Origin of the sequence: Luteitalea sp. (genome assembly GCF_044337415.1) — a bacterium.
GTDB lineage: Bacteria > Acidobacteriota > Vicinamibacteria > Vicinamibacterales > Vicinamibacteraceae > Luteitalea.
Genome location: NZ_JBIINP010000011.1, coordinates 1 through 24,218, shown reverse-complemented (window position 1 = coordinate 24,218; position 24,218 = coordinate 1). Strand labels below are relative to the sequence as shown.

22 protein-coding genes are annotated in these 24,218 nt (G+C 70.3%); 10 read left to right on the top strand and 12 right to left on the bottom strand.

Annotated elements, in window-relative coordinates; all coding sequences use genetic code 11:
• Positions 1-13: 13 nt before the first annotated feature.
• From ACIRDX_RS03765 to ACIRDX_RS03750, 4 genes are all read right to left on the bottom strand, one after another.
• Positions 14-487: an aminoacyl-tRNA deacylase gene (locus tag ACIRDX_RS03765; RefSeq protein WP_396624064.1), complete on the bottom strand. Its 474-nt coding sequence runs from the start codon at positions 485-487 to the stop codon at positions 14-16.
• Positions 484-1,692, bottom strand: coding sequence for an MFS transporter (locus ACIRDX_RS03760; protein WP_396624063.1), 1,209 nt, complete (start codon positions 1,690-1,692; stop codon positions 484-486). The genes ACIRDX_RS03765 and ACIRDX_RS03760 overlap by 4 nt, the downstream gene beginning before the upstream one ends.
• A gap of 81 nt (positions 1,693-1,773) precedes the next feature.
• Complete coding sequence (locus tag ACIRDX_RS03755; RefSeq protein WP_396624062.1) at positions 1,774-2,448, bottom strand: methyltransferase domain-containing protein; 675 nt, start codon at positions 2,446-2,448, stop codon at positions 1,774-1,776.
• 60 nt (positions 2,449-2,508) lie between these two features.
• The gene (locus ACIRDX_RS03750; RefSeq protein ID WP_396624061.1) at positions 2,509-2,877 is read right to left on the bottom strand and encodes a polymer-forming cytoskeletal protein; all 369 of its coding nucleotides are present in this window, start codon (positions 2,875-2,877) and stop codon (positions 2,509-2,511) included.
• A 279-nt stretch (positions 2,878-3,156) separates the two neighbouring features.
• Here ACIRDX_RS03750 and ACIRDX_RS03745 point away from each other — a divergent pair, with 279 nt between their 5' ends.
• Positions 3,157-4,359: a cysteine desulfurase family protein gene (locus tag ACIRDX_RS03745; protein WP_396624060.1), complete on the top strand. Its 1,203-nt coding sequence runs from the start codon at positions 3,157-3,159 to the stop codon at positions 4,357-4,359.
• 3 nt (positions 4,360-4,362) lie between these two features.
• Positions 4,363-5,433: a tRNA 2-thiouridine(34) synthase MnmA gene (gene mnmA, locus ACIRDX_RS03740; RefSeq protein ID WP_396624059.1), complete on the top strand. Its 1,071-nt coding sequence runs from the start codon at positions 4,363-4,365 to the stop codon at positions 5,431-5,433.
• Positions 5,434-5,485: 52 nt separating this feature from the next.
• On the opposite strand, the gene trxB is transcribed toward mnmA, so the two are convergent.
• The 5 genes from trxB to ACIRDX_RS03715 form a co-directional block, all read right to left on the bottom strand.
• Positions 5,486-6,457: a thioredoxin-disulfide reductase gene (gene trxB / locus ACIRDX_RS03735; RefSeq protein WP_396624058.1), complete on the bottom strand. Its 972-nt coding sequence runs from the start codon at positions 6,455-6,457 to the stop codon at positions 5,486-5,488.
• Between the two features lie 76 nt (positions 6,458-6,533).
• The gene (gene trxA, locus ACIRDX_RS03730; protein WP_396624057.1) at positions 6,534-6,863 is read right to left on the bottom strand and encodes a thioredoxin; all 330 of its coding nucleotides are present in this window, start codon (positions 6,861-6,863) and stop codon (positions 6,534-6,536) included.
• Positions 6,864-6,889: 26 nt separating this feature from the next.
• Positions 6,890-8,860 (bottom strand): glycogen synthase GlgA, encoded by a 1,971-nt coding sequence (gene glgA / locus ACIRDX_RS03725; protein ID WP_396624056.1) that lies wholly within the window; start codon positions 8,858-8,860, stop codon positions 6,890-6,892.
• A gap of 256 nt (positions 8,861-9,116) precedes the next feature.
• A complete protein-coding gene (locus tag ACIRDX_RS03720) occupies positions 9,117-10,253 on the bottom strand; it encodes a D-alanyl-D-alanine carboxypeptidase family protein (protein ID WP_396624055.1) in 1,137 nt (378 codons plus the stop codon).
• Positions 10,254-10,432: 179 nt separating this feature from the next.
• A complete protein-coding gene (locus tag ACIRDX_RS03715) occupies positions 10,433-11,710 on the bottom strand; it encodes a M20/M25/M40 family metallo-hydrolase (protein ID WP_396624054.1) in 1,278 nt (425 codons plus the stop codon).
• A gap of 282 nt (positions 11,711-11,992) precedes the next feature.
• Here ACIRDX_RS03715 and ACIRDX_RS03710 point away from each other — a divergent pair, with 282 nt between their 5' ends.
• The 6 genes from ACIRDX_RS03710 (at position 11,993) to ACIRDX_RS03685 (ending at position 18,458) form a co-directional block, all read left to right on the top strand.
• Positions 11,993-12,229 (top strand): hypothetical protein, encoded by a 237-nt coding sequence (locus ACIRDX_RS03710; RefSeq protein ID WP_396624053.1) that lies wholly within the window; start codon positions 11,993-11,995, stop codon positions 12,227-12,229.
• Positions 12,230-12,343: 114 nt separating this feature from the next.
• Complete coding sequence (locus ACIRDX_RS03705) at positions 12,344-13,285, top strand: LysR family transcriptional regulator (RefSeq protein WP_396624052.1); 942 nt, start codon at positions 12,344-12,346, stop codon at positions 13,283-13,285.
• Between the two features lie 360 nt (positions 13,286-13,645).
• Positions 13,646-14,896 carry a homoserine dehydrogenase gene (locus ACIRDX_RS03700; protein WP_396624051.1) on the top strand — a complete coding sequence of 417 codons (1,251 nt, stop codon included), beginning with the start codon at positions 13,646-13,648 and terminating at the stop codon, positions 14,894-14,896.
• Positions 14,893-15,819, top strand: a complete 927-nt coding sequence (gene thrB / locus ACIRDX_RS03695; RefSeq protein ID WP_396624050.1) for a homoserine kinase — start codon at positions 14,893-14,895, stop codon at positions 15,817-15,819. Before ACIRDX_RS03700 ends, thrB begins: the two co-directional genes overlap by 4 nt.
• Positions 15,820-15,831: 12 nt before the next feature.
• On the top strand, positions 15,832-17,088 hold the full coding sequence (locus ACIRDX_RS03690) for a threonine synthase (RefSeq protein ID WP_396624049.1): 1,257 nt from the start codon (positions 15,832-15,834) through the stop codon (positions 17,086-17,088).
• Positions 17,085-18,458 (top strand): aspartate kinase, encoded by a 1,374-nt coding sequence (locus ACIRDX_RS03685; RefSeq protein WP_396624048.1) that lies wholly within the window; start codon positions 17,085-17,087, stop codon positions 18,456-18,458. The genes ACIRDX_RS03690 and ACIRDX_RS03685 overlap by 4 nt, the downstream gene beginning before the upstream one ends.
• 215 nt (positions 18,459-18,673) lie before the next feature.
• On the opposite strand, the gene ACIRDX_RS03680 is transcribed toward ACIRDX_RS03685, so the two are convergent.
• The 3 genes from ACIRDX_RS03680 to ACIRDX_RS03670 are packed head-to-tail and all read right to left on the bottom strand — an operon-like array spanning position 18,674 to position 22,017.
• On the bottom strand, positions 18,674-19,960 hold the full coding sequence (locus ACIRDX_RS03680; RefSeq protein WP_396624047.1) for a VWA domain-containing protein: 1,287 nt from the start codon (positions 19,958-19,960) through the stop codon (positions 18,674-18,676).
• Positions 19,960-20,409: a hypothetical protein gene (locus ACIRDX_RS03675; protein ID WP_396624046.1), complete on the bottom strand. Its 450-nt coding sequence runs from the start codon at positions 20,407-20,409 to the stop codon at positions 19,960-19,962. The genes ACIRDX_RS03680 and ACIRDX_RS03675 overlap by 1 nt, the downstream gene beginning before the upstream one ends.
• Before the next feature lie 15 nt (positions 20,410-20,424).
• Positions 20,425-22,017 carry a hypothetical protein gene (locus tag ACIRDX_RS03670; RefSeq protein WP_396624045.1) on the bottom strand — a complete coding sequence of 531 codons (1,593 nt, stop codon included), beginning with the start codon at positions 22,015-22,017 and terminating at the stop codon, positions 20,425-20,427.
• A 189-nt stretch (positions 22,018-22,206) separates the two neighbouring features.
• On the opposite strand from ACIRDX_RS03670, the gene hemE reads away from it, so the two are divergent.
• The gene (gene hemE / locus ACIRDX_RS03665) at positions 22,207-23,238 is read left to right on the top strand and encodes a uroporphyrinogen decarboxylase (RefSeq protein ID WP_396624044.1); all 1,032 of its coding nucleotides are present in this window, start codon (positions 22,207-22,209) and stop codon (positions 23,236-23,238) included.
• The coding region (gene hemG, locus ACIRDX_RS03660) for a protoporphyrinogen oxidase (protein ID WP_396624043.1) at positions 23,235-24,218 on the top strand (984 nt) is incomplete at its 3' end. The genes hemE and hemG, both read left to right, overlap by 4 nt.

Genomic DNA, 24,218 nt, shown 5'->3' with positions numbered 1-24,218 from the left:
GGTAGCACCACGGTCAGGGCGTGATCCCCACCTCGACAGGCACCGCCTGCAGCACCCGGACGAGCACCTCCGGATCGACGCTCACCAGCAGCCCGCGACTGCCGCCGTTGATGTAGACCCGCGACAGGTCGAGGATCGTCCGCTCCACATAGGTCGGCAACGGCTGACGCGTGCCGAAGGGCGACGTGCCGCCGAACTGGTAGCCGGTGGCCCGCTGCGCGACACCCGCCTCGGCAGGGTCCATGCGCTTGACGCCGAGCAGGCGGGCCAGCGACTTCAGCGACACCTCGCGGTCGCCGTGCATCAGCACCAGGTGCAGCCGACGCTGATCGTCCTGGACCACCAGCGTCTTCACGACGTGGTGCTCGTCGACACCCAGTTCCCGCGCCGAGACCCGCGTGCCGCCGCGCTCCTCGTAGCGGTACGGATGCTCCGCGAAGGCCACGCCGGCGGCCCGCAGGGCCCGCAGGGCCGGGGTCGTGCTCACGTCTCCTCCACCGACGGATAGGCGGCCCGCTCGACGCGATCGCGCATCACGTAGCTCACCGTGGCGGCCAGCACGGCCAGCGTGATCACGCCTGCCGTGAAGACGCTGCGGATGCTGATGCGGGCGAGCACGCCACTCAGGATCGGGCTCAGCGACAGGCCGACGAGCGAGGCGCTCGTCAGCAGCCCGAAGCCGGTCGACCGCGAGGCCTCGGGGATGACGTGCCCCGCGGCGGTGAACGAGGCCGTCATCGCCACGCCGATCGCCAGGCCGAACACCAGGCTCGCCGCAATCAGCACGGGGACCGGGGCGCCGAACACGAACGGCAGCAGGCCGAGGCCGGCGACCAGCGCCGTGTACCGCAGGAGCAGTCGTGGCGCGTAACGGTGCAGCAACCGTTGCGTCGCCATGTTGCCGACCGCGCCGGCACACGCGACGGCCGAGAACAGGAAGCCCGCCACCGGCGCGATGCGCGCCGCCGGCACGCCGAGTTGCTGCAGGTACAGCGGCAGGATCGGCCCGAAGCACTTGTCGACGAGTTGCAGGGCCAGGATGACCCCCATCAGCAACACGAACTGGCGGACGGCCGCGCCGCTCGCGAAGCTCAGCCCGGGCGCCTCATCTCCGCGGCCGGCGCTGCGGGCCCCGGGCTCCTCGTCGAACCACCGCCACACCAGCACGAAGGCCGCCAGGTAGAACAGCGACGACACGAAGAACGACGCGCGGATGCCGATGGCCACCGCGAGCACGCCGCCGATGATCGGCCCGACCGCCGGGCCGAGGCGCTGCGCCGTCTGCACCGTCCCGATGGCGCTCGCCATCCGGTCGCGACTCGCCCCCTGGGCGGCCATCGCCACGGCCAGCGCGCCATAGCCCGCAAAGAAGCCTTGCAGCACGCGCAACCCGAACACGTGCCACGGGCGCGTCACCAGCCCGAACAGCACCATCGTGACGATGAAGCAGGCCAGCGATCGCAGGACGAGGAACTTGTTGCCGTAGCGGTCCGCGACGCGTCCCCACAGCGGCGCGAGGAGCGCGGTCATGCCCGGCGTGACCCCGAGGCTGAGGCCCGACCACAGCGCGATCTCGGCCGGGTCCCGCATGCCGAGTTGCCCGAAGTAGATCGGCAGGAACGGCATCACGAGGGTGAAGCCGGAGAAGCCGATGAAGCAGGCGCCGGCGATCGCGAGCAGGTTGCGGTTCACGAGGGGGGGCCAGTGCCGCGCGGCAGGCCGTGGCTGAGCCGATGCTACCTCAAACGGCCGACCTCGGCGTGCCGCCACAGGTCAGGCGCGCGGCGGCGCCGCGGCCTGCTTGCGCAGGAGGACCTGACGCGTCTTGTTCAGCAGGAGGAAGCTCTCGCTGACACCCAGGCCGGCGAACAGGCGCTCGATGTCGCGGCTCTGGTAGACCGTGCGCCTGCCGTGCGCCGCCGGACTCGTCCGGTGGACCAGGTGGTCGGCGTCGACGATCACGTACCGGGTGTACACCGGGGTCGGGACGGCCACGGTCGAGAAGAAGCAGAGCACCACGCCCCCGGGCTTGAGCCACTCCACCACCTGCCGCGCCAGCACCGTCGCGGCCGGCTTCTCGAGGTAGTCGAGGACATCCCAGCAGAGCACCGCGTCGAGGCTCTCGGGCTCGAAACGGAATCGCTGCGACAGGAACGCTGCGGTGGTGTCCACCACCTGTTCGCGCGTCAGGCGATCGATGTCGGCGTACAGGTCCTCGACGCGCAACCGGCACCCGAGTTGCTCGCCGAGGAAGGACACGTTGGTCCCGACGACCGGGCCGAGATCGGCCACCACGGGCGCCTCGCGGTGCGCGAGCGCGGCCAGGAGCCTGGCGAGCACCTTGGTGGCCACCGGGGGGCCGCCACGGCCGTCGTCGTGGCTGGATCCGGGACGCCGGGCCCAGCCGAACAGACGCGCCCCGAGCGAGCGATCAGGAGTGTCGGTCACGGCTGTGGCGGCACGCAAGGTGGCGACGGGCGACCGGAGGACGCCACGTCGCGTGAGGGATCAGGCCTTGGGGGACGTGGCCTCGGGCTTGGCGGCGGCCTTGGGCACGCCACCGCGATTCATGTCGATGGCCCCCCGGAAGTGCGCGCCTTCCGCGATGGCCACCTTCGGCGAGGTGATGTCGCCATCGACCGATCCGTTGTCGCGGATGTCGACCTTCTCCGACGCCGTGATGTTGCCCGTCACCTCGCCGAGCACGACGATGACCTTGGCAAACACCTGCGCCTTGATCTTGGCGTTGGTGCCGATCGTGAGGACGTTGTTGTTCAACTCGATCTTGCCCTCGACCTGCCCCTCGATCGTGAGGTCTTCGCTGCCGCTCAACTCGCCCTTGATGATGACCGACTTGCCGATGTTGCCCATGGTCATGGGTGCACGTTCTCCTGTCGCAGCGGCCGGGCGGGACACGGCCGGCACTGGATCGACCGCCGCAGGGGGCGGAGCGGTTGGGGCCGGCGGCGGCGTGGGCGGCGCGGCTGCCGGTTGCCGCGGTGCGTCATCGCGTTTCCACATGTGAGGTTCTCCCGTCGGGGTGGCGAACAGGCGCGACGCCCCCGCGTACGGCGGAGTATACGCAAGCCACTGGATCGTGTCTAGGTCTCGCAATTGCTGTGGTTTACGGGGACACGCGAGTGTTACGATCGACGCGTGCCCGCCGCCCACGCGCGCATCTACCTCGACCACAACGCCACCACGCCCGTCGATCCGCTCGTCGTGGCGGCCGTCGCCGAGGCGATGCGCAACGACTTCGGCAACGCCTCGAGCGTCCACCACTTCGGCCAGCAGGCCAAGTCGCGCCTGGACGAAGCGCGGCACGAGGTCGCCGCCCTGATCGGCGGCGCGGCCTCCGAGGTCGTCTTCACCAGCGGCGGCACCGAGGCCGACAACTTCGCGCTGCGCGGCGCGGCCGAGGCCCTCGAGCCCCTGGGCAAGCGTCACCTCGTCGTCTCGGCCATCGAGCACGAAGCCGTGCTCACCACTGCCCGGGCCCTGGAGCGCCGTGGCTGGCGCGTGACGCGCGTGCCGGCCACCGCCAGCGGCGTGGTCGACCCGGACGCCGTGGCCGCCGCGCTGACCGACGACACCGCCCTGCTGAGCCTGATGCACGCCAACAACGAGGTCGGCACGCTGCAGCCCGTCGCCGCGTGCGCCGCGGCCGCGCATGCGCGGGGCGTGCTCGTGCACACCGACGCCGTGCAGAGCGCCGGCAAGGTACCGGTGGACGTGTCGGCCCTCGACGTCGACCTGCTCAGCCTCTCGGGGCACAAGCTGTACGGCCCGAAAGGGGTCGGCGCGCTGTGGATCCGACGCGGCACGCGCCTGTTGTCGCCGATGACAGGCGGCAAGCAGGAGCGGAGCCGACGGGCCGGCACCGAGAACGTGCCCGGCATCGTCGGCTTCGGCGTGGCCGCGCGCCTCGCGCGCGAGCGGCTCGACGCCGATGCGCTGGCGCAGGCCTCCCTCCGCGACCGGCTCGAAACGGGCATCCTGTCGCGCGTCCCGGGCACGCACGTCAACGGCGGCGCGTCGCCGCGCGTGCCGAACACGACCAACATCGGGTTCGACGGCATCGAGGCCGAGTCGCTGCTGATCGCCCTGGACCTCGACGGGATCGCCGTGTCCACCGGGTCCGCGTGCTCGTCGGGCACGCTCGAGCCCTCGCACGTCCTGAAGGCCATGGGCCTGCCCCTGCACGACACGCAGAATGCGCTGCGACTGAGCCTGGGTCGGCACACCACGGCCGATGACGTCGGGCGGGTGCTCGACGTGGTGCCGGGCCTGGTCGAGCGGCTGCGCACGCTGACGGATCGGCGCACGCCGGCCTCGGCCACACACGGCGGGACTCGCTGAGCCATGCGCATCGCGGTCGCCATGTCCGGCGGCGTCGACTCGTCGGTCGCCGCGGCACTGCTCGTCGACGAGGGGCACGAGGTGATCGGCCTCTCGATGCAGTTGTACGACCAGCAGGAGGGCCAGGCGTCCTTCGGCACCTGCTGCACCATCGACGACCTGCACGACGCGCGGCGCGTCGCCAGCCGCCTCGGCATCCCGCACTACATCGTCAACTTCGAGTCGCACTTCCACGCGCAGGTGGTCACGCCGTTCGTCGACGCGTACGTGTCGGGACGCACGCCGATTCCCTGCACGCGCTGCAACAGCGAGGTGAAGTTCGCGACGCTGCTCGATCGCGTGGGCGCCCTCGACGCCGATCGACTCGCCACGGGCCACTATGTCCGGTCGGCACAGGCCGATGATGGCCGGTGGCGACTGCTGCGAGGCGCCGACATCGGCAAGGACCAGTCGTACTTCCTGTTCTCGCTGACGCAGGCCCAGTTGGCCCGGGCCGTCTTCCCCGTCGGCCACCTCGACAAGCCGTCAGTACGCGCCTACGCGTCTGGACGGCAACTGCCAGTGGCCCTGAAGCCGGATTCGCAGGAAATCTGCTTCGTGCCCGATCGCGATCAGGCCGCCTTCGTGGCGCGGGCCGCCGGCGAGCGCACGCCACCGCCGGGCCGCATCGTCGATGTCGAGGGCCGCGCACTCGGCAACCACGACGGCGTGCACCACTTCACCGTCGGGCAACGCAAGGGCCTGCGCCTGTCGGTGGGCGTGCCGCTCTACGTGGTCGCGATCGACGCCGACTCGCGCGACGTCGTGGTCGGCCCGCGGAGCGCCCTCGAGGGCACGACGTGCCCAGTGGAGGAGGTCAACTGGGTGTCGGGGCGTGTGCCCGATGCCCCGGTGCGAGGGCAGGTGCAGATCCGGCATCGCCACGCGGCCGCCGCCGCCACGATCCGGGCGATCGACGCGACGCATGCGCAGGTGGACTTCGACGCACCGCAGTACGCGATCACGCCTGGGCAGGCCGCCGTCTTCTACGACGGCGACGAGGTGCTCGGCGGCGGCTGGATCAGCCGCCGGTGATCACGGGCGGCGGCTCCAGCCGCCGCCGAATACCGTGACGGAGGATCGCCCGTCAGGCGTTCGCGGTCGCGGCTTCGCCGTGGTGGTAGGCCGGGTCGCCGAGTTCCAGCCAGCGCTCGGCATCCATCGCGGCCATGCAGCCGGCGCCGGCCGAGGTGATCGCCTGCCGGTAGACCGGATCCTGGACGTCGCCCGCGGCGAACACCCCGGTGACGTTGGTGCGGACGCCCTGCGTGACGAGATACCCACCCTCGTCCATGTCGAGTTGGCCGGCGAACAGGGCCGTGTTCGGCGTGTGGCCGATCGCGACGAACACGCCATCGACCGCCAGCGTGTCGATCGCGCCGGTCTTCGTGTCGCGCACGCGCGCCGCGTTCACGTCGCCGCGCTCGTCGGCGAGAATCTCCTCGACGGCCGTGTTCCACCGGAACGTGATCTTCGGGTTGGCCAGCGCCTTGTCCTGCATGATCTTCGAGGCCCGCAAGGTGTCACGCCTGTGGATCACGGTGACGTGCGACGCGAGCTTCGCGAGGTAGATGGCTTCCTCGAGCGCCGTGTCGCCGCCGCCCACGATGGCCACCGGCCGGTTGCGGAAGAAGAAGCCGTCGCAGGTGGCGCAGGTACTCACGCCGCGCCCCATCAGCTTCATCTCCGACGGCAGGCCGAGGAGCTTGGCCGAGGCGCCGGTCGCGATGATGAGCGCCCGGGCGCGGAGGACCTCGCCGCTGTCGAGCGTGAGCGTGAACGGACGCTGGGAGAGGTCCACGCGCGCGACGAGACCCGCGAGGAACGCCGTGCCGAAGTGCTCCGCCTGGGCGCGCATGTCGGCCATCAACTGCGGCCCCATCACGCCGTCGCGATGCCCCGGCCAGTTCTCCACCATCGTGGTGATGGTCAGCTGCCCACCGGGCTGCAGGCCCTCGATCACCAGGGGATGCAGGCTGGCTCGTGCCGTGTACAGCGCCGCCGTCAGCCCTGCCGGCCCCGAACCGATGATCACCACGTCGCGCACGTCGTCACTCATGCCGGAAGTCCCGTCATCTTCACTGCGGATTGGTCGGGACGCGCTGGCGCGCGCCCCGCATTGCGTCGATTCGGCCTTACATGTGGCGCTCGAGCAGGCGCTTGAGCGCGTCCTTCGACTGCACGCCGATCGTCTGGTCGACCAGCTGCCCGCCCTTGAAGACGAGCAGGGCCGGGATCGAGCGAATGCCGAAGTTGCCGGGCACGTTGGGGTTGCTGTCGACGTCGAGCTTGCCGATGACGGCCTTGCCGTTCAGCTCGTCGGCGAGCGCCTCGACGGCCGGCGCGATCATGCGGCACGGACCGCACCACTCCGCCCAGAAGTCCACCAGCACCGGTTGATCGGTGCTGCCGATCACCTGCATGAAGTTCGCGTCGGTCAGCACCTGCACGTTGTCGGAAGCCATGTTCGCGTCCTCTCGCTACCCCGCCGTCAGGCGGGCACTCCCGGTCGGCCGGCCATGTGCGCCCTCGCCCGCCCGTAGGCCTCGAGGTACGCGCGCGCCGACGCGGTCCAGGAAAAGTCCACTGCCATGCCCGCGCGCTGCAACTGCCGCCAGCGCTCGGGCTCATTGTGAAAGACGTGCAACGCCCAGCGGAGCGTCCCGAGCAGGGCCTCACCGCTCGCGTCGTGGAACTTGAAGCCGTTGCCCGCCCCCGTCGCCGGGTCGTAGTTCTCCACCGTGTCGTCGAGACCACCCGTGGAACGCACTACTGGTAGTGTGCCATACCTCAGGCTGTACATCTGGTTGAGCCCACAGGGCTCAAACCTCGACGGCATCATGAACAGATCGGCGCCCGCCTCGATCAGGTGCGAGAGCGGCTCGTCGAACCCGATCCGGACGCCAACCCGATCGGGGTACCGCCGGGCGAGCGACCGCCACATCTCCTCGTACCACGGCTCGCCGGTACCCAGGATCACGAACGAGGCGCCGAGATGGGGCAACTGCTCGGACACCGACGCAATCAGGTCGAGGCCCTTCTGGTCGACCATGCGGGAGATCATGGCGATGAGCGGCCGCTGCAACGCCTCGTCCCCGCCAGGCAACCCGTACGCCTCGAGCAGGCGCCGCTTGGCCTCGGCCTTCCCGCTCACGTCGTCGACGCCATACGGGCGCGGAATGTGATGATCGCTCGCCGGGTTCCAGACCTCGGCGTCGATGCCGTTGACGATGCCGACCAGGTCGGCGGCGCGGTGCCGGAGGATGCCCTCGAATCCGAAGGCGAACTCCTGGGTCATCAGCTCCTGCGCATATCGCGGGCTGACCGTGGTCACCAGGTCGGCGAACATGATGCCGCCCTTGAGCAGGCTGGCGTGCAGCCAGAACTCGAGGCCATCGGTGGTGAAGAGCTCCCATCCGAGCCCGAGTTGCGGCAGCCACTCCGACGAGCACGTGCCCTGGTACGCGATGTTGTGAATCGTGAAGATCGTCGCGGCGCCCCCGAGGATGGGGTCGGTCGCATATCGCGTCTTCACGTAGACGGGCGCCAGGCCTCCCTGCCAATCGTGTGCGTGCACGATGTCGATGGGCTGCCCTTCGAGGCGCGCGAACTCGAGCGCCGCGAGGCACAGGAAGGCGAACCGTCGGGGGTTGTCGCCGTAGTCGTGGCTCCCGAGGCCGTACAGGGCATCGCGGTCGAAGAACGCCGGATGATCGACCAGCGCCACGCGCACGCCCGGGCTTGTCTCCCTCACGAAGACGTCGGCATGGTAGTGATGCCCGCCCATCGCCACCGCAAAACTGGTGGTCGGCGGACCGTCGACGGCAATCCCTCGGTACCGGGGGATCACCACGGTGACCTCGTGGCCCAGGCTGCCCAGGGCCTTCGGCAGCGCCGCCACGACGTCGGCCAACCCGCCGGTCTTGGCAAAGGGCACGGCCTCGCTGGCCACCATCAGGATGCGCAGGGGCCGACCGTGGCCGCCAAGCGAGGGCACCGGGCCGGCGGGGGCCACCGCCGCGGCGGCGACCGGTACGGCGACCACCGCCGCCTCGACAGGAGCGGCAGGCGCCTCGATTGCGGGTGACGCGGGCGGCACATCGGGCGTCGCCTCGACCGGCGTCGCCGCCAGCACGGCCTCGGCCAGTGTCCGGGCCTTGCGCACCCGTGGGGCCGGCACGGGCGGCGCTGCGCCGGCCGCCTTGCGGGCGGCCGAGGGACGCGGGGCCGCCACCTTCGCGACCGGGGCCGCCTTCTTCGCGGCCGTCTTCGACGAGGTCCCGGCGGCCTGCCCGGTCGGGGCGGCCGCCTTCTTCGCCACTCGCTTGGCGGCTGGCGCCTTGGCCGGCGTCACGGTCTTCTCGACAACCCCACCAGCGTCGCTGCTCGACGCCTGCTTCCCCTTCCGGCCCTTGGGTGCCGCAGCGGGTGCAGCCTCCGGCGCAGGTGCGCCTTGCGTCATGCCCGCGGCCTCAGGGGCCTGCGGCGGCGGGGGTGGCGGGTCGACGGGTGACGGCTTTCGCGAACGTGGGGCTTTGGCCATTGCGTGTGGATTGGGCGCCGGGGAACCGACGTGACGCCACATCCAAGTGTAGCGCAGCGGATCGCGTTCCCCTTACGGATGCACGCACCGCATGCGACGTGACACCACCAACGCAAAAAGGCCACAGGCATCCCTGTGGCCTCATTCGCGGTGGGGCTGTTGGGCGGCCCCGGCGTCAGTCCTGCTGGTCCTGCGTCTGCGTCTGCGTCGCGAGCAGGGCTGGCGTCTTGCCGGCCAGCCAATTGAAGAGGTGGCGCGTCTCCCAGAAACGACCCGGATTGCTACGCGCACCGAGCACCACGACGGCCACCTGCTCGCCCTGAGGCAAGCGCAGCAGTGTGGCGAGGCAGTACCCCGACTTCGAGATGAACCCGGTCTTGCCGCCACGCACGTCCACGTCGGTCCCGACGAGATGGTTCGTGTTGTGGAGCGTCACCGTCCGCGTCGGCGCGGCGAACTGGTAGTCCTTCATCCGCATGATCGAGGCGATGCGCTCGTCGCCCGACGCGAAGGAGATCAGGCGCGCCATGTCGAACGCCGACGACACGTTCTCGGCGTACAACCCCGACGGATCGTAGTAGTGGGTGCTGGACAACCCGAGTTCGGCGGCCTTCTGGTTCATCCGCTCCACGAAACCGACCGGACCGTACAGCGACTGCCGCGCCAGCGTCCGCGCCGCCACGTTGTCGGAGCCGATCAGCAGCAGGTGCAGCAGCTGCTGGATGGTGACCTCGTCGTTGCGCCGCAGGTACGTCGTGGACGCCCCACGCAGGTCGTCGGGGTGCACGGACACGCGCCGCGTGAGGTCGACCTCGTTCTCCAGGAAGGCGACCGCCGTCATCACCTTCGTGATGCTGGCAATGGAGCGCGGGGCCTGCGCATTGCTCTCGTACAGCACCTGATGCGTGGCCGGGTTGTAGATGATGGCCGCGCCGGCACGCACGTCGGGGATGAGCTGGCCGTTCGCACCCGCCTTGAACTGCGGGGTCTGGATCTCGACCAACTGGCGCGCGTACGCCGCCTGGCGGGCCCGCGCCATCGCGAGGCGACGCTGGCGGGCCTTCGAGGCCGAGTAGCGCGTGCGGCTGGTGCGACTCCGGGAGGACTTGGCCGATCGGGTCCGGGTGCGGCTGGACTTCGCGCGGCTGGCCGTGGCTCGGGACGACGAGGATTGCGCGCGAGTGCGCGTGGCCGTAGAGCGCGACCGGGTCGCGCTCTCGGCTTCGCTCACGCCCGCCAGGCTGCACATGCCGAGCGAGAGAGCGAACACGAGCATCGTGCGCAGCGAACGACGTCCGACGAGCTGGAGCATGCGTAAGGTCCTTAGGAAGAGCGGGGGGCCTCTGTAAGGGTCATCGTCAGTCTAGCAGATTGTCTTTACAGATGCCTTTCCTTGCAAGCACTTGCAAACACGGCATCGCGAAAACCGTGCCGCCTTCCGGGGCGCCCAGCGGCACGACGGCCGCTGGCGTCGCGGTCTGGGGCCGGGCCTCAGGGCTGCGCCAGCGCCACGGCGAGCAGGATTGCCTGCCGCAGGCCGACCACACCAGCGCGGGTGTCAAAGGATTCCTCCAACGAATGCGTGGCGTTGCTGCTGCCGCCGCCGCCGATCGTGATGGCCGGGACACCGCGGGCCATCGCCACGTTGGCGTCCGTCGACGAGGTGTCGAGGACCGCACTCTGGCCCAGGGCCGAGAGCACCGCGCGCGCGGCCACCACGATGTCCGACGTGTCGGCCGTCCGACCAGCCGGTCGGTCCCCCACCACCGCCATCTCGACCGTCACCTTGCTGTCGTGACGCCATCGGGCGTTCTCGGCACCGACCGCCGCCTCGATCGCCGCACGCACCTTCCCATCGAGATCGGCCAGCGTCGTCGTCGACTCGGAGCGCAGGTCGACCTCCATCCAGGCCTCGAACGGGATCGAGTTCACGGAGGTGCCGCCGCCGATCCGCCCCACGTTGAAGGTGGTCTTCGGCGTGGACGGCACCTCGATGGCGCCGATCGCCGCCACGGCGCGCCCGAGCGCATGGATGGGATTGGGTAACCCGAACGCGCCGTAACTGTGGCCACCTGGTCCCTTGAAGGTGACCCGGTAGCGCTTGCTGCCCACTCCGCCGTTCGTGATCTCGAGGCCCGCGCCATCGATCGAGACGAACCGGTCGATACGGCCAAGTCCGTCGGGCCCGAACAGGTGCTTCACGCCCCGAAGGTCGCCCAGGCCCTCCTCCCCGACCGTGGCCACGAACGAGGTGCGCCCCGGCGCCGTGACGGACGCCTGGCCGAGTGCCCGGATCACCCCCAGGAGCACGGCCAGTCCCCGGCAGTCGTCCGTGATGCCCGGCCCGAGCAGGCGCGTGCCCTGCCGGCGGACCTTGACGGGGGTGCCTTCCGGAAAGACCGTGTCCAGATGCGCACTGAAGACGAGATGCGGACCGCCGGCGGCCGTCCCCTCACGCTCGCCAATCACGTTGCCGACGCTGTCGATCCGCACTCGGCGCAGGCCGAGCCCGGTGAACGCGCGGCGGATCACCTCGGCGCGCGCCTGCTCCTTGAACGGCGGGGCGGGCACTTCACACACGGCGATCTGCTGCTCGATCACCCAGGGTTCGAGGGTGTCAGCAGCGGCCACGGCGGCCGCCACGGCCGGCTGGCCGAGCAGGCGCGTCCCGATCGTCGACGCCCCTTGCTGCGCGGCCGCTCCAGCAGACACGCTGGCCACCATGCCGAGGGCGAGAAGCTGTCGATGCACCGTCATGCGCGTGCGCATGCGCACAGGATACACGGGCCGTCGAGTGGCCATGGTTCACGGCTCCAACTTTTCGCAGGCCGCATACGAATTCGTGAAGTTTATGGAGGGCGGTCGGCGCCGGAAGTGACACGATCGTCACCATTCCGACATCCTGCGCTGGCACAATCCCGAGAAGTGGCCGGAAATACAGTCTGTTGCTGGCCCTTAGCCTAATCAGCCGGTTTCGGCGCGAAACGTGCATACATGTCGGGCATCCGGTACGAGGTCGCGCCGGGGCAGGTTCAAGGTCGGGGGACGATCATGAGCATCGTGAAGCTGCTGGGATTCGAAACGCTGGGTTGCGGGTGCCTGGTCGGACATTATCGGGATGCCGGCACCGTGAGCGTCGTCACGTACGTCGAAGAGAAGGGCGGCGCCTGCAGCGACCACAGTCATCGCCGCAATCACGCGGTCATGGCTCGTCGGCGGCGCACCTCCGCCTCCGCGTCGGCCGCGCTGGCGGTGCCCGTGGCGGCCGTCCGCATCGCCGCGCGCTAGCCGTCCCCTCCCCGGCCACGCCCGGGGCCGTTCCCTCCCGGCCCCGGCCCGACCTCGGCGCCATTCCGAATCGCTTTTCCTTCTGGTACCCTCCGGAAGCACCGGCTTCCGCTCATGGACCTGCGCCAACTCGAGATCATCCGCGCCATCGCGGAAACCGGTTCGTTCACCGCTGCCGGGGTCAAGCTGAGCGTCTCTCAGTCGGCCATCAGTCGTCAGGTGCTACTCCTCGAGGAGGAGCTGAACGAGGCCGTCTTCCTGAGGATCGGTCGCCGTATCCGCATCACCCCGGCAGGCGAAGCCCTCCTCCAGTTGAGCCACCGCGTCTTTCTCGACCTGAAGGACACGGTCGCACGCATCACAGACACGCAGGCCTCGCTCATCGGCCCGGTGCGCCTGGCGGGTGGCATGACCGTGAGCCTGTACGTCTTCCCGGCGCTGCTGCGCGATTTCCGCAAGCACCACCCGGACGCCGACATCAAGATCACGGCCGGGGCCACCGACAAGTGCCTGGCCGGCCTGCGGTCCGGGCTCGCCGACGTCGCCCTGCTCACATTGCCAATCAACGACCCGGATCTGGTCACGGTGCCGGCCCTGCAGGAGGAACTGCTGGTCGTGTCGTCCCCGAACCATCCGCTGGCCGCCAAGGCGCGCGTGACGCCGGCCGACCTCCGAGACCAGCCCTTCGTGCTGTTCGAGACGGGGTCCAACACCCGCCGCGTGGTCGACGAGTTCTTCCTGCGCAACCAGATCACGCCGCAGATCGTGACCGAGACCGAGAACGTCGAGATCATCAAGGCCCTGGTGCGGGCTGGCCTCGGACTCTCGATCATCTCGTACCAGAGCGTGGCGCGCGAGGTGGCCTCGGGACAGTTCTTCTGCGCACGAATCACCGGACAGACCCTGATTCGTGAAACCGGGTGGGTGTACGTCCGCGCCAACCGCGTACCGCGCGCCGTCCAGGAGGTGCTCGCCTCCTTCGACCGCGTGAAACCCCGGCTTCGGGTCATCCCCCCGCCGGGACGCGATCGGATCGGCCCCGACGTCCACGCCTGAACGAGGACGGACTGGTTCAGCCGCGCATAATCGGCCCGTATTGAACCGATAACATCATTCTATTTCCCTTGCCGCCACGATAAGCAGTAGTGTGCGCCCAACACGCGGTCACGCGTGCCGCACCACACAAGCCAGTACGCACGTCCCTCCTTGGGCCGGACGACTCGCACCCGTCCGGCCCCTTTTTGTGACGCGCGGCGGCGGGACGGCCGGTCCGCCCTGTTTGGGGCCCTGCGCCATCGCCGCCCCCGCTGACCTGTAGCGTGCGTGGTCACGCCGTGCACGCCGTGGCGGGTTTGTCCGTCATAGCCTTTTGCATCCAGCCATGCGCATATCCACATCGCATGTAGAATTCGGCTGATGGCTTTGTCCGTGGGGTTGCTCGGATTCGGCACCGTGGGCCAGTCGGTGGCCCGGTTGCTCGTGGAACGGACCGACGGTCTGCTGACGCTGACCCACGTCTTCAACCGCGACGTCGCCCGCAAGCGCGTCGACTGGGTGCCGGCGTCGGTCACCTGGACCGACCGGATCGACGACGTGCTCGAGGGCGGTGTCGACGTCATCGTGGAGGTGACCGGCGGGCTCGACCCGGCGCGCGGCTGGCACGAGCGCGCCCTCGAAGCCGGCATCCCGGTGGTGACGGCCAACAAGCAGTTGATCGCGACGCACGGGCAGGCGCTGCTGGCCCGGGCCGCCGCGCGGGGCGTCGACCTGCTGTTCGAGGCTGCGGTAGGCGGTGGCATCCCCGTCGTCCGAGGCCTGCGCGAGGGCATCGCCGGCGATCGCCTGACGACCGTGTCGGGCATCCTGAACGGCACCTGCAACTACATCCTCACGCGGATGGAGTCGGCAGGCCTGCCCTTCGACGCGGCGTTGGCCGAAGCGCAGCAGCTCGGCTTCGCGGAAGCCGATCCCACCGACGACCTCGAGGGCTACGACGCGCGCGCCAAGTTGTGCATCCTCGCGCGTGTCGGCCTCGGCCTCGACCTCTCACCGGCCAGCGTGCAGGCCGAGTCGATTCGTACCATCAGCGACGACGACTTCGTCTACGCGCGTCGACTCCAGGCGACGATTCGCCAGGTGTCGCGCGTGTCAGTCGTGGAGGGCGCGGTGGAAGCCCGCGTGGGCCCGGCGCTGGTGCCCCTCACCTCCCCGCTCGCTCGGGTCATCGGCAGCCAGAACCTGATCGTCGCGGGCGGCGCCTACGGCAAGGAGACGACGTTTGCCGGGTATGGCGCTGGCGGCTTTCCCACGGCCGTGGCCGTCGTCTCGGACCTGCTGGCGATCGCGCGCCGGTCGGGCGGCGCGCCGGCGGCCTGGCCGGGCACGTCTGCGCCGGCCGCCGTGGGGCCCCTGACGGTGGCCCCGTACTATCTCCGGCTCGTCGTCCGCGATCAGCCGGGCATCATCGCCAGCCTCGCCTCCATCTTCTCCGCACACGGCATCAACATCGATGCCGTCCTGCAGGAACCTGGCAACACCAAGGAGCGCCTGCCGTTCGTGATCACCCTGGAGGCCTGCCCGACCAGCGCGATGGCGCAGGCCGTGGCCCAGATCGCGACGCTGCCGTTCCACGTCACGCCGCCACTGTGCCTTCCGGTTCTCGCATGAGTCCCGTCGTCCCGCCCGTCTCGGTGGTCGTGCCGGCGTCGACCTCGAACCTGGGCCCCGGGTTCGATGCGCTCGGCCTGGCCCTCGGGCTCTACCTGCGCGCCGACGTGACGGCCATCACCGACGACGGGCACGGCGACGTCCGATGCACCTTCGTCGGCCCCCTGCCCCCGGGCGACAACCTGATCGTCACGGGGTTCCAGGCGGTGCGGACCGCGCTCGGCGTCGGTCCCGTGCCGTCGGTCGAGGCGACGATCCACTGCGACATCCCGCCGTGTGCCGGACTCGGGAGCAGTGCGGCAGCGCTCGTTGCCGGTGGGCGCCTGGCGGCGCTGGTGATGGAGGGCGTGACCGACGCCCTGCTGATCGACGTGATCACGCAGGTCGAGGGACACCCGGACAACGTGGCGGCCGCGATTCTCGGCGGCCTCGTCGCCGGATGCGTCACGGCCAGCGGCCACGTCGTCGCGGTCGCCTCGCGCTGGCCCGAGTCGGTGCGCCTGGTCATCGCCACTCCATCGGCAGCCCTGCTGACCCGGACGGCGCGGGCGGTGCTGCCGCAGCAGGTGTCGCGGGCCGACGCGGTGTTCAACGTGCAGCGCGTCGCCCTGCTCATGCAGGCCGTGGCCACGGGCCGCACCGAGGTGCTGCGCGAGGCCTTCGGCGACCGCCTGCACCAGCACTATCGCGCATCGCTCGTGCCTGGGCTCGAGACCGTCCTCGCGCTCGACGCCCCGGGCATGCTCGGCGCCTTCCTGTCGGGCGCGGGCCCGTCGGTCGCCGTCTGCGTCGAGGGCGATCCGGCGCCGGTCATCGGCGCCCTGCGCGCCCTCTACGCCTCCATCGATCCCGCCGTCGCCATTCGCGTGGCCGACATCCACCAGCCGGCATCGTCGACGCCGCTGGCGCTGTCCCACCGGTAAGGAAGTGAGAACGTGTCAACGCTGATCGGCCTGCAATGCCACGTGTGCCATGCCGCGTTCCCGGCGGCGGCCACCTACGTCTGCGACCAGTGCTTCGGCCCGCTCGAGCCGGTGTACGACTACGAGAAGGCACGCACGACGTTCACGCGCGAGGCGATCGCCGCGCGCCCGCGCAACATCTGGCGCTATCGCGAACTGCTGCCCATCACCGGCGAGCCGCTCACCGGCTTCGGCTCGGGCTTCACGCCCCTCATTCCTGCGCCGCGCCTCGCCAGGCAGCTGGGCGTCCGTGAGCTCTACATCAAGGACGACGGCGTCAATCACCCGACCCTCTCCTACAAGGACCGCGTCGTGTCGGTGGCCGCCACGCGGGCGGTCGAGCTCGGCTTCGACACCTTTGCCTGCGCCTCCACCGGCAACCTCGGCAACAGCGTCGCGGCGCACGCGGCGCGCCTCGGGCTCAAGTGCTACGTCTTCATCCCCGACGACCTCGAGCCCTACAAGGTGCTCGGCTCGGCGGTGTACCACCCGACGCTGCTGGCCGTGCGCGGCAACTACGACGACGTGAACCGCCTGTGTTCGCAGGTCGCCGACAAGCATGGCTGGGGCTTTGCCAACATCAACCTCCGGAGCTACTACGCCGAGGGCGCCAAGACGATGGGTTTCGAGATCGTCGAGCAGCTCGGGTGGCGGTTCCCCCGGCACGTCGTGTCACCGGTGGCGGGCGGCACGCTGCTGCCCCGCATCTTCCGCGGCTTCCGCGAGCTGCAGCAGCTCGGCCTGGCCGACGGCGACCTGCCGAAGATGTACGGCGCGCAGGCGGCCGGCTCGGCGCCCGTGGTCCGCGCCCTGCACGAGGGGCTGGATTATCCTGATCCAGTGAAGCCCGCGACCATTGCCAAGTCGATCGCGATCGGCAACCCGGCGGACGGCTTCCAGGTGCTCGAGGTGTTGCGTGAGTCGGGCGGCTGGGGAGAGATGGTGACCGACGAGGAGATTCTCGACGGCATCAACCTGCTGGCCGACACCGAAGGCATCTTCACGGAACCGGCTGGCGGCACCACCCTGGCGGTGACGCGCAAGCTCGTGGCGCAGGGCCGCATCCCCGCCGACGAGTCCATCGTGGTCTGCATCACGGGCAACGGCTACAAGACGGCCGACATCATGACCGATCGTGTCGCCAAGGCGGTGCGCATCACCCGCTCGCTCGACGACGTCGATGCCTACCTCGCGGGGACACTCGCGGGCGTGGGCGAGGAACGCGCATGAGTCGCTTCGAACGCTCGAAGCTCCTGGTCCAGAAGTACGGCGGCAGCTCCGTGGCGACGCCCGAGCACATCCGCAACGTCGCCGACCGCATCATCGCCTGCCAGGCGGAGGCCAGGCACCTCGTGGTGGCCGTCTCCGCCATGGGCAAGACCACCGATCAGCTGATCGGCATGGCCAGCCAGGTGTCGAGCCGGCCTGCCGGGCGCGAGATGGACCAGTTGCTCGCCTGCGGGGAGACGATCGCGGTCTCCTTGCTGAGTCTCGCGCTGCAGGATCGCGGCGTGGCCGCCGTCTCGCTCACCGCGGCACAGTGCGGTATCCGGACCGACGGTTCGTTCAACAAGGCCCGCATCGCCAACGTCGAGACCGGTCGCCTGGTCCACGAGCTGGAGAGCGGCCGCGTGGTCATCGTGGCGGGCTTCCAGGGCGTGACCAGCGACCACGAGGTGACGACGCTGGGGCGTGGCGGTGGCGATATCACGGGCGCGGCGCTGGCCGCCGCGCTGCAGGCCCCCGTGTGCGAGATCTGCACGGACGTCGATGGTGTCTACACCGCCGACCCGAACGCCGTCGAAGGCGCGCGCATGGTCCCCGAGCTGAGCTATGAAGAGGCCATCGAACTCGCGGCCAGCGGCGCCAAGGTGCTGCACCCGCGCGCGGCCGAGATCTGCATGCAGTACGACGTGCCCATCCACGTGCGCTCGACGTTCCATCGACGCCAGGGCACATGGATTCGTGGAGGAGTGATGGAGAACGCCGCAGTCGTCGGGATCACGTCGGACAAGAAGATCGCCAAGGTCACCCTCCTCGATGTGCGGGACGAGCCGGGACTGGCGGCTGCCATCTTCCGCGACCTCGCCCGCGAGGACGTCAACGTGCGCCTGATCATCCAGGCCGCACCGAGTCACGACAGCAACCGAATCACCTTCGTGACCGACAACGACCAGGTCGACCGCATCAAGGAGCTCGAGGGCACCTGGCGCAAGAAGAAGATCGTCGGCGAGGTGCAGGTCGATCTGGACGTGGCCAAGATTGCCATCGTCGGCTCGCGCATCGCGTCGACCCCGGGCCTGGCCGCCCGCATGTTCACGGCCCTGGCCCGGGTGGGTGTGAACATCGACTGCATCAGCACGTCGGAGATGAAGGTGAGCTGCGTGATTCGCCGCAGCGACCTCGACAGCGCGGTGCGTGCCGTCCACGGTGAGTTCTTCGGCACGGGCAAGCCGGCCGCATCACGCCCGGCAGCCACACCGACGCGCCGCCCGTCGACGAGCCGCCCTGCCCGGAAGGCCGTGGCCACGAAGGCCTCCCCGGCCAAGGCCCCAGCCAAGGTCCCGGCCGCCACGACGAAGCGCCGCAGCGCACGCTGAACGCTGGTCGCCGCCACGACAAAAGGGCCGCCCCCGCAACGCGCGAGGCGGCCCTTTCCGTTTTCTGGCGGCAGGCTGCAGCCCGCAGGCTGCCTGCCATGGCTTTCTACCTTCTACCTTCTACCTTCTACCTTCTACCTTCTGCCTTGTCATGAGTCATGAGTCATGAGTCATGAGGCATGAGGCATGAGGCATGAGGCATGAGGCATGAGGCATCACTTGCTCTTCTCGTCATCCTTCGGCGTCTTGAGCGCGTAGCCCTTGCGCGCCCACACGCTCACGCCGGGCTTGTTCACCTTGACCTCGATCGCACGGCGCTTGCGCGTCGGGTCGGGATTGGACGAGTAGTAGCCGAGCACGTAGTAGTCGCTGGTCTCGGCGTCGATCTTCTTGAGCGCGCGCTCGAAGTCGTTCTGGTTGACCACGGCCGTGCCGCCCGTCTCCTCGGCGAGCACGCGCAGGCTGTCCTGCGTCTTGCGCACGTGATTGCCCCACTCCACCATGTCGACCTCATCGTCCATCTCGGCGCCGCCGACCAGGCCACGCGGGTCGATGGTGTAGATGGTGGCGTTGGCGCGATTGGCGGCGCGCGTGAGGTCGGCCAGTTCGCGGGCGAGGTCGGCGTCGGCGAACTGCTGGCCCTGGCGGTTGGTCACGGCCGCCGGGTCGCGCGGGTCCATGCCCGTCTGGTTGTAGCCGTACAGCGCATCGCGCTGCAGGCGCCCCTGCGGGAACGGATCGAAGTCGAACCCGTTGCTCACGAAGATCAGCGCCTTGCGCCGGTTCTGCACCTTCTCGAGCTCGCGCATCAGGTCGTAGGCCGTGCTGAAGGCCACGTGGGCGCGGTACCGGAGTTCCTGGTTCCCCTGCTGCCCGTTGGGCTGCTCCAGGATGTCCTTGGGCTTGAGGCCGCTGCCGCTGATCTTCTTGATCGACTCCTCGAGGCGCTTGCGGTCGTACGTCAGGTCGACCGAGATCGAGGAGGGGCCGGTCGACACGATGCCGAACATGTCGCCGTCGTGGATCAACTGCGTCGAGATCTTCTTGAAGAGATCACGGATGCGCGGCGTCTGACGGAAGTCCAGGTGCAGGTCGTCGACGAAGAGCAGGAAGATGCGCCCGGCCGCGTCGTTCACGGGCCGCGGCGGCGGCAGCACCATGCCTTCCTCGACCGGGGCCGGCGGCGGCGCCGCGAGGTTGAAGAAGCGGCCGCCGTGCACGAGCGTGAGCGACGCGACCGTCTGCGCCACGCCGTCCTCGATGACGACGAAGTCCTCGCGCTTCAGGTCGGCGAGGAACTGCCCGGCACCGTCGCGGGGAATCACGTCGGTGCTGACCAGGCTGGTGACGGTGCTGAAGTCGGCGCGCGGCTGCTCGCGCACGGGGGCGGCCGGCGGGGGCGCCGCGGCGGGCGCGGGGGCTTGTTGCTGCGCGGAGAGGGTCGCCACGCCGAGCAGGGCCGCCGCGACCAACGTTCCGAGTCGGCTCAGTCGTACAGGCATCATTCGATTATAGGTGCCGGCGCCGCAGACGCCGCCTCGCGGTCGTTGCCGGACGCACGCTCCTGCGCGCCAGTCGGTCCACCCCGGCGACGCTTGCGCTTGCCAGTGCCGGCAGGCTTCTCGGCCTGAACTTCAGACGCCGGCGGGCGGCGTTCAGCCTTGCCCGGGGGGCGCCCCCGGCGGGCCTGCGGTTCCATCGGCGGCGGCAGGCGCCGCTGCTCCACTTCCTTGAGGAGCGCCGTCCAGTCGAAGGGGATGTCCGGATAGCGCTGCTCGAGCGCCCGCTGGGTTGCCGGATCGAGGGGGCCGCGCCCGAACGACTGCCCCTGGGGCATGGCGCAGAAATACAGGACGCGCAGGCGCGGTTCCCCGCGCCCGTCGGGACGCTGGTGCAGGAGGTACAGGGTATCGATGCCGCGCTTGTCCCGGGCGAGTCGGATGAGCGGCACGCGAGATCTCCGCCCTTACTTCCGCTTCGGCTTGCCGGCGGCGCGCGCCGTCGGCTTGGCGGCAGGACGACGGACCGCCGGGCGCGCGGCCTTGGCGGCCTTGGCGGGCTTGGTCGTGGCGGCCGCCGGGCGCGCGGCAGGCCGCGTCGCCTTGGCGGGCCGGGCGGCCGGCCGGGCCTTGGTCGTCGGCCGGGCCGCGGCAGCGCCTCGACTCGGACTCGACTTGGCCGCCACCGGACGCGCAGGGCGTACCGCCGGCTTCTTGGCAGCCGACTTGGCCGCGCCCTTGCCCGTAGACCGGGCCTGTGGCTTGGCCGAGCCGCTCGGCTTGCCCTTGCCCTTCGGGGCCACGGCGCGCGCGAGCGGCGCCGGCTTGGCCGCCTTGGCGGGCTTGGCAGGCTTGGCTGGCTTGGAAGCAGCCGCAGTCTTGCGCGCGGCGGGCGCGGCGACCGGGCGCGGCGACGCCTTGCTGACCTTGGGCGGCGCGACCTTCGGCGCGCCCTTGGGGGCGACCTTTGGCGCAGCCTTGGGCTCGACCTTGGGCGCGACCTTGGCTGCCGGCGCCTTGACCACCGGGGCCGGCGTCGCCTTGGCGACGGCGGACTTCGGCGCCGCCTTGGGTGCCTCCGGAGCCTTGGACGCGGGGGCCTTGGTGACCGGGGACGCCTGGACGGTCGCCTTCGGCGTCGCTGCCGCGGCTGGCGCAGCCGGCACCACGGGCGCTGCCACGACCGGCGCCGCCGCCGGAGCGGGAGCGGGAGCAGGAGCGGGAGCAGGAACCGAAGCCGGCGCCGGGGCCGTCGAGGACTGCGGAGCGACGCGACGCTCGGCCGCTTCCTTGATGGCGGCCTTGGCGCGCGCGGTCGCGTCGGCAGCCGATTGCACGGCCGACAGCGCGCTCTTGGCGGCCGTCTGGCCCGATGCCGCAGCCCCGACCTTGGGCTTCTGGGCCTTGGGCTTCTGTGGCTTGGACTTCAGGGGCGGCAGTCGGAGAGGCTCGGCCGCAGCGGCCGCCGCCGCCTCGGCGATGGCGCGTCGGCTGTCGATCGGGGTGTCGTCCCGCCTGGGGTTCTGGATGGCCGACTCGACCGCGGCCTCGATGTCGCTGGCGCGCCGGGTCTTGATGGACACGATGTCGACCAGCGGCGTGTCGGCAGGGACGCCTGCCTCGGCCGGAAGCCCGGGATCACGGAACACGCGCTCGAGCCGGATCTGATCGCCACCGAGCGACCCGTAGGACCAGATTTCGCCGGCTCCGATGGAGTGTTGGGCACAAAGCCGGCGCGTCGCGTCGACGCAGGCCACCGGCACGTACAGCCGGAACTGGGCGCGGGCCTTGGCAAACAGGACCCACTGGTACATGGCCTCGAGGTTGTTGACCGACTCACCGGTCTCCACCTCGATCAGCGCGAACGGCTTGCCGGGCGCATCCTTGGGTGTGAGGATGAGATCGGGATAGGCCTGCCCAGTGCCCGTCTTGATGGGCACCCGACGCTCGTCACCGACGTTCACCTCGACGACGAATTTTTCGCCGAACGAGAGTTCCAACGCCCGGATGACCCGGTCGTGCTCGAACTGTTCGCGTACCGGACGGATCAGAATCGCCACACAGCCTCCGCGGCCCCACAATGGGTGCCGGCGTGCCCCGCGCCTGCCGCGCGGCGGCAAACGGGGAATGCTAGCATGGATATGTAACCAATCGCCAGCGAGTTGCGCTCGGCGGCCCCTATTCTGCCACAGGCCATCCGGAATCCCTAACGCCCTGTTTTCAGGCTACTTAGCGCCCCTGCCCCAACCGTGAACGACCGATTCCTCCGCGCCTGCCGGCGCCAGCCCGTCGACGCCACCCCCGTCTGGTTCATGCGCCAGGCCGGACGATACATGCCGGAATATCGGGCGTTACGCCAGCAGTACAGCCTGCTCGAGCTCTGTCGCACCCCGGATCTGGCGGCTCAGGTGACCCTCCAACCCGTCGACGCGATCGAGGTCGACGCCGCCATCCTGTTCTCGGACTTGCTGTTACCGCTCGAGCCCATGGGGCTGCGCTTCGACTTCGTGAAGGGCGAGGGCCCGGCGTTCGACGACCCCATCCGGTCGGCGGCCGACGTCGATCGGGTGCGCCCCATCGACCCGGAAGCGGCGCTCGGCTATGTCCTCGACACCATCCGGCAGCTCAAGCCGCGCCTCGAGGTGCCCCTCATCGGCTTCGTCGGCGCCCCCTTCACACTGGCGTCGTACGCCATCGAGGGCGGCCCGTCGAAGGACTTCGCGCGCACCAAGGCCATGATGTATGCCGAGCCGGAGGCGTGGCACACCCTGTGCGGCCGTCTCGCCGACATGGCGGGCACCTATCTCCGGGCCCAGATCGCGGCCGGTGTCGACGCCGTGCAGGTGTTCGACTCGTGGGTCGGCCAGCTCGGCCCGGCCGACTACCGGGAGTTCGCCCTGCCCCACACCCGCCGCGTGTTCGAGCACATCGCCGGACTGGGCGTGCCGTCGATTCACTTCGGGGTCGGCACGGCGATGCTGCTCGAGGACATGGCCACGGCCGGCAGTGACGTGGTCGGCGCCGACTGGCGCACGCCGCTCGACCGGGCCTGGCAGCTCATCGGCCCCGACAAGGGCATCCAGGGCAACCTCGACCCGACCCTGCTCCTGGGCCCGTGGTCACGCGTCCGGGCGTCGGTCGAGGACATCGTCAATCGGGCGGGCGGCCGGCCTGGACACATCTTCAACCTCGGCCACGGCGTGTTGCCGATGACCTCGCCCGAGGTGATCCAGCGCGTCGCGCGGCTGGTGCACAGCCTGACGTCCGCCAAGGGGCGATGACAGCCGGCGCCGCCCCGCGGGTCGTCATCCTCGGGGGCGGCCTGGCCGGACTGTGCGCCGCGTGGGAGTGCCATCGGCAGGGCCTCGGCGCCGTCGTGCTCGAGGCCCAGCCTCGCGCCGGCGGCGTGATCCGGACCGATGTCGTCGATGGCGTCGTGCTGGACACCGGACCGGACGCCTTCCTCGTCAGCAAGCCCGGGGCGATCACGCTCTGTCGCGAGCTCGGCCTCGAGGGCCAACTCATCTCGATGTCGCCGCCGCGCGGGGCCTATGTGCTCCGCGACGGGGTGCTGCACGCGCTGCCGGAAGGCGGCGCGTTCGGCATCGCGACCCGCGTCGGGCCGTTCCTGCGGAGCACCCTCCTCTCGCCCGCCGGCAAGCTGCGCGTCGCGCTCGAGCCCCTCGTCCCGGCTCGCCGCGGCGGCGAGGACGAGAGCGCCGGAGCGTTCTTCAGGCGACGATTCGGCCACGAGGCCGCCGAACGCATCGCCCAGCCCCTGCTCGGGGGGATCCACGCCGGCGACCTCGACCGCCTCTCCGTCGAGGCCGTGCTGCCGCAACTGGCCACCGTGGAGCGCGGCGGCGGCAGCGTGCTGCTGGCCTTGCGGCGGCAAGGACAGCGGGCCACGGAGGGCGGCGCCTTCAGGAGCTTCCCGGGCGGCATGGCCACGCTGGTCGACACCCTCGTGGCCGCGCTTCCTCCCGACACCCTGCGGCTCGGCACGGCGGCGACCGCGATCGAGCCCGTCGGTACGGGCTGGCGCGTGCGGACGGGCAAAGGCGACGCGGTCGAGGCCGACATTCTCGTCCTGGCCGCCCCGGCGCCGACCGTCGCCGAGTGGCTGGCGCCTGTCGCCCCCGAGGCCTCCGCGCAGGCCGCCGGCATCCGGTACGTGTCCAGCGCCGGCGTGCTGGCCGTGTACCCGCGCGCGTCGGTCGCGACGCCGCTCCGCGGCAGCGGGTACGTCTCGACGCCCGGG

What these genes read in the sequence shown, in the direction of transcription:
- ACIRDX_RS03710 (WP_396624053.1), top strand. Translation starts at nt 11,993, where the DNA reads ATGAGCATCGTGAAGCTGCTGGGATTCGAAACGCTGGGTTGCGGGTGC.
- ACIRDX_RS03700 (WP_396624051.1), top strand. Translation starts at nt 13,646, where the DNA reads ATGGCTTTGTCCGTGGGGTTGCTCGGATTCGGCACCGTGGGCCAGTCG.
- ACIRDX_RS03750 (WP_396624061.1), bottom strand. Translation starts at nt 2,877, where the DNA reads ATGACCATGGGCAACATCGGCAAGTCGGTCATCATCAAGGGCGAGTTG.
- mnmA (WP_396624059.1), top strand. Translation starts at nt 4,363, where the DNA reads ATGCGCATCGCGGTCGCCATGTCCGGCGGCGTCGACTCGTCGGTCGCC.
- glgA (WP_396624056.1), bottom strand. Translation starts at nt 8,860, where the DNA reads ATGACGCAAGGCGCACCTGCGCCGGAGGCTGCACCCGCTGCGGCACCC.
- ACIRDX_RS03720 (WP_396624055.1), bottom strand. Translation starts at nt 10,253, where the DNA reads ATGCTCCAGCTCGTCGGACGTCGTTCGCTGCGCACGATGCTCGTGTTC.
- trxB (WP_396624058.1), bottom strand. Translation starts at nt 6,457, where the DNA reads ATGAGTGACGACGTGCGCGACGTGGTGATCATCGGTTCGGGGCCGGCA.
- ACIRDX_RS03715 (WP_396624054.1), bottom strand. Translation starts at nt 11,710, where the DNA reads ATGCGCACGCGCATGACGGTGCATCGACAGCTTCTCGCCCTCGGCATG.
- ACIRDX_RS03685 (WP_396624048.1), top strand. Translation starts at nt 17,085, where the DNA reads ATGAGTCGCTTCGAACGCTCGAAGCTCCTGGTCCAGAAGTACGGCGGC.
- ACIRDX_RS03705 (WP_396624052.1), top strand. Translation starts at nt 12,344, where the DNA reads ATGGACCTGCGCCAACTCGAGATCATCCGCGCCATCGCGGAAACCGGT.
- trxA (WP_396624057.1), bottom strand. Translation starts at nt 6,863, where the DNA reads ATGGCTTCCGACAACGTGCAGGTGCTGACCGACGCGAACTTCATGCAG.
- ACIRDX_RS03680 (WP_396624047.1), bottom strand. Translation starts at nt 19,960, where the DNA reads ATGCCTGTACGACTGAGCCGACTCGGAACGTTGGTCGCGGCGGCCCTG.
- thrB (WP_396624050.1), top strand. Translation starts at nt 14,893, where the DNA reads ATGAGTCCCGTCGTCCCGCCCGTCTCGGTGGTCGTGCCGGCGTCGACC.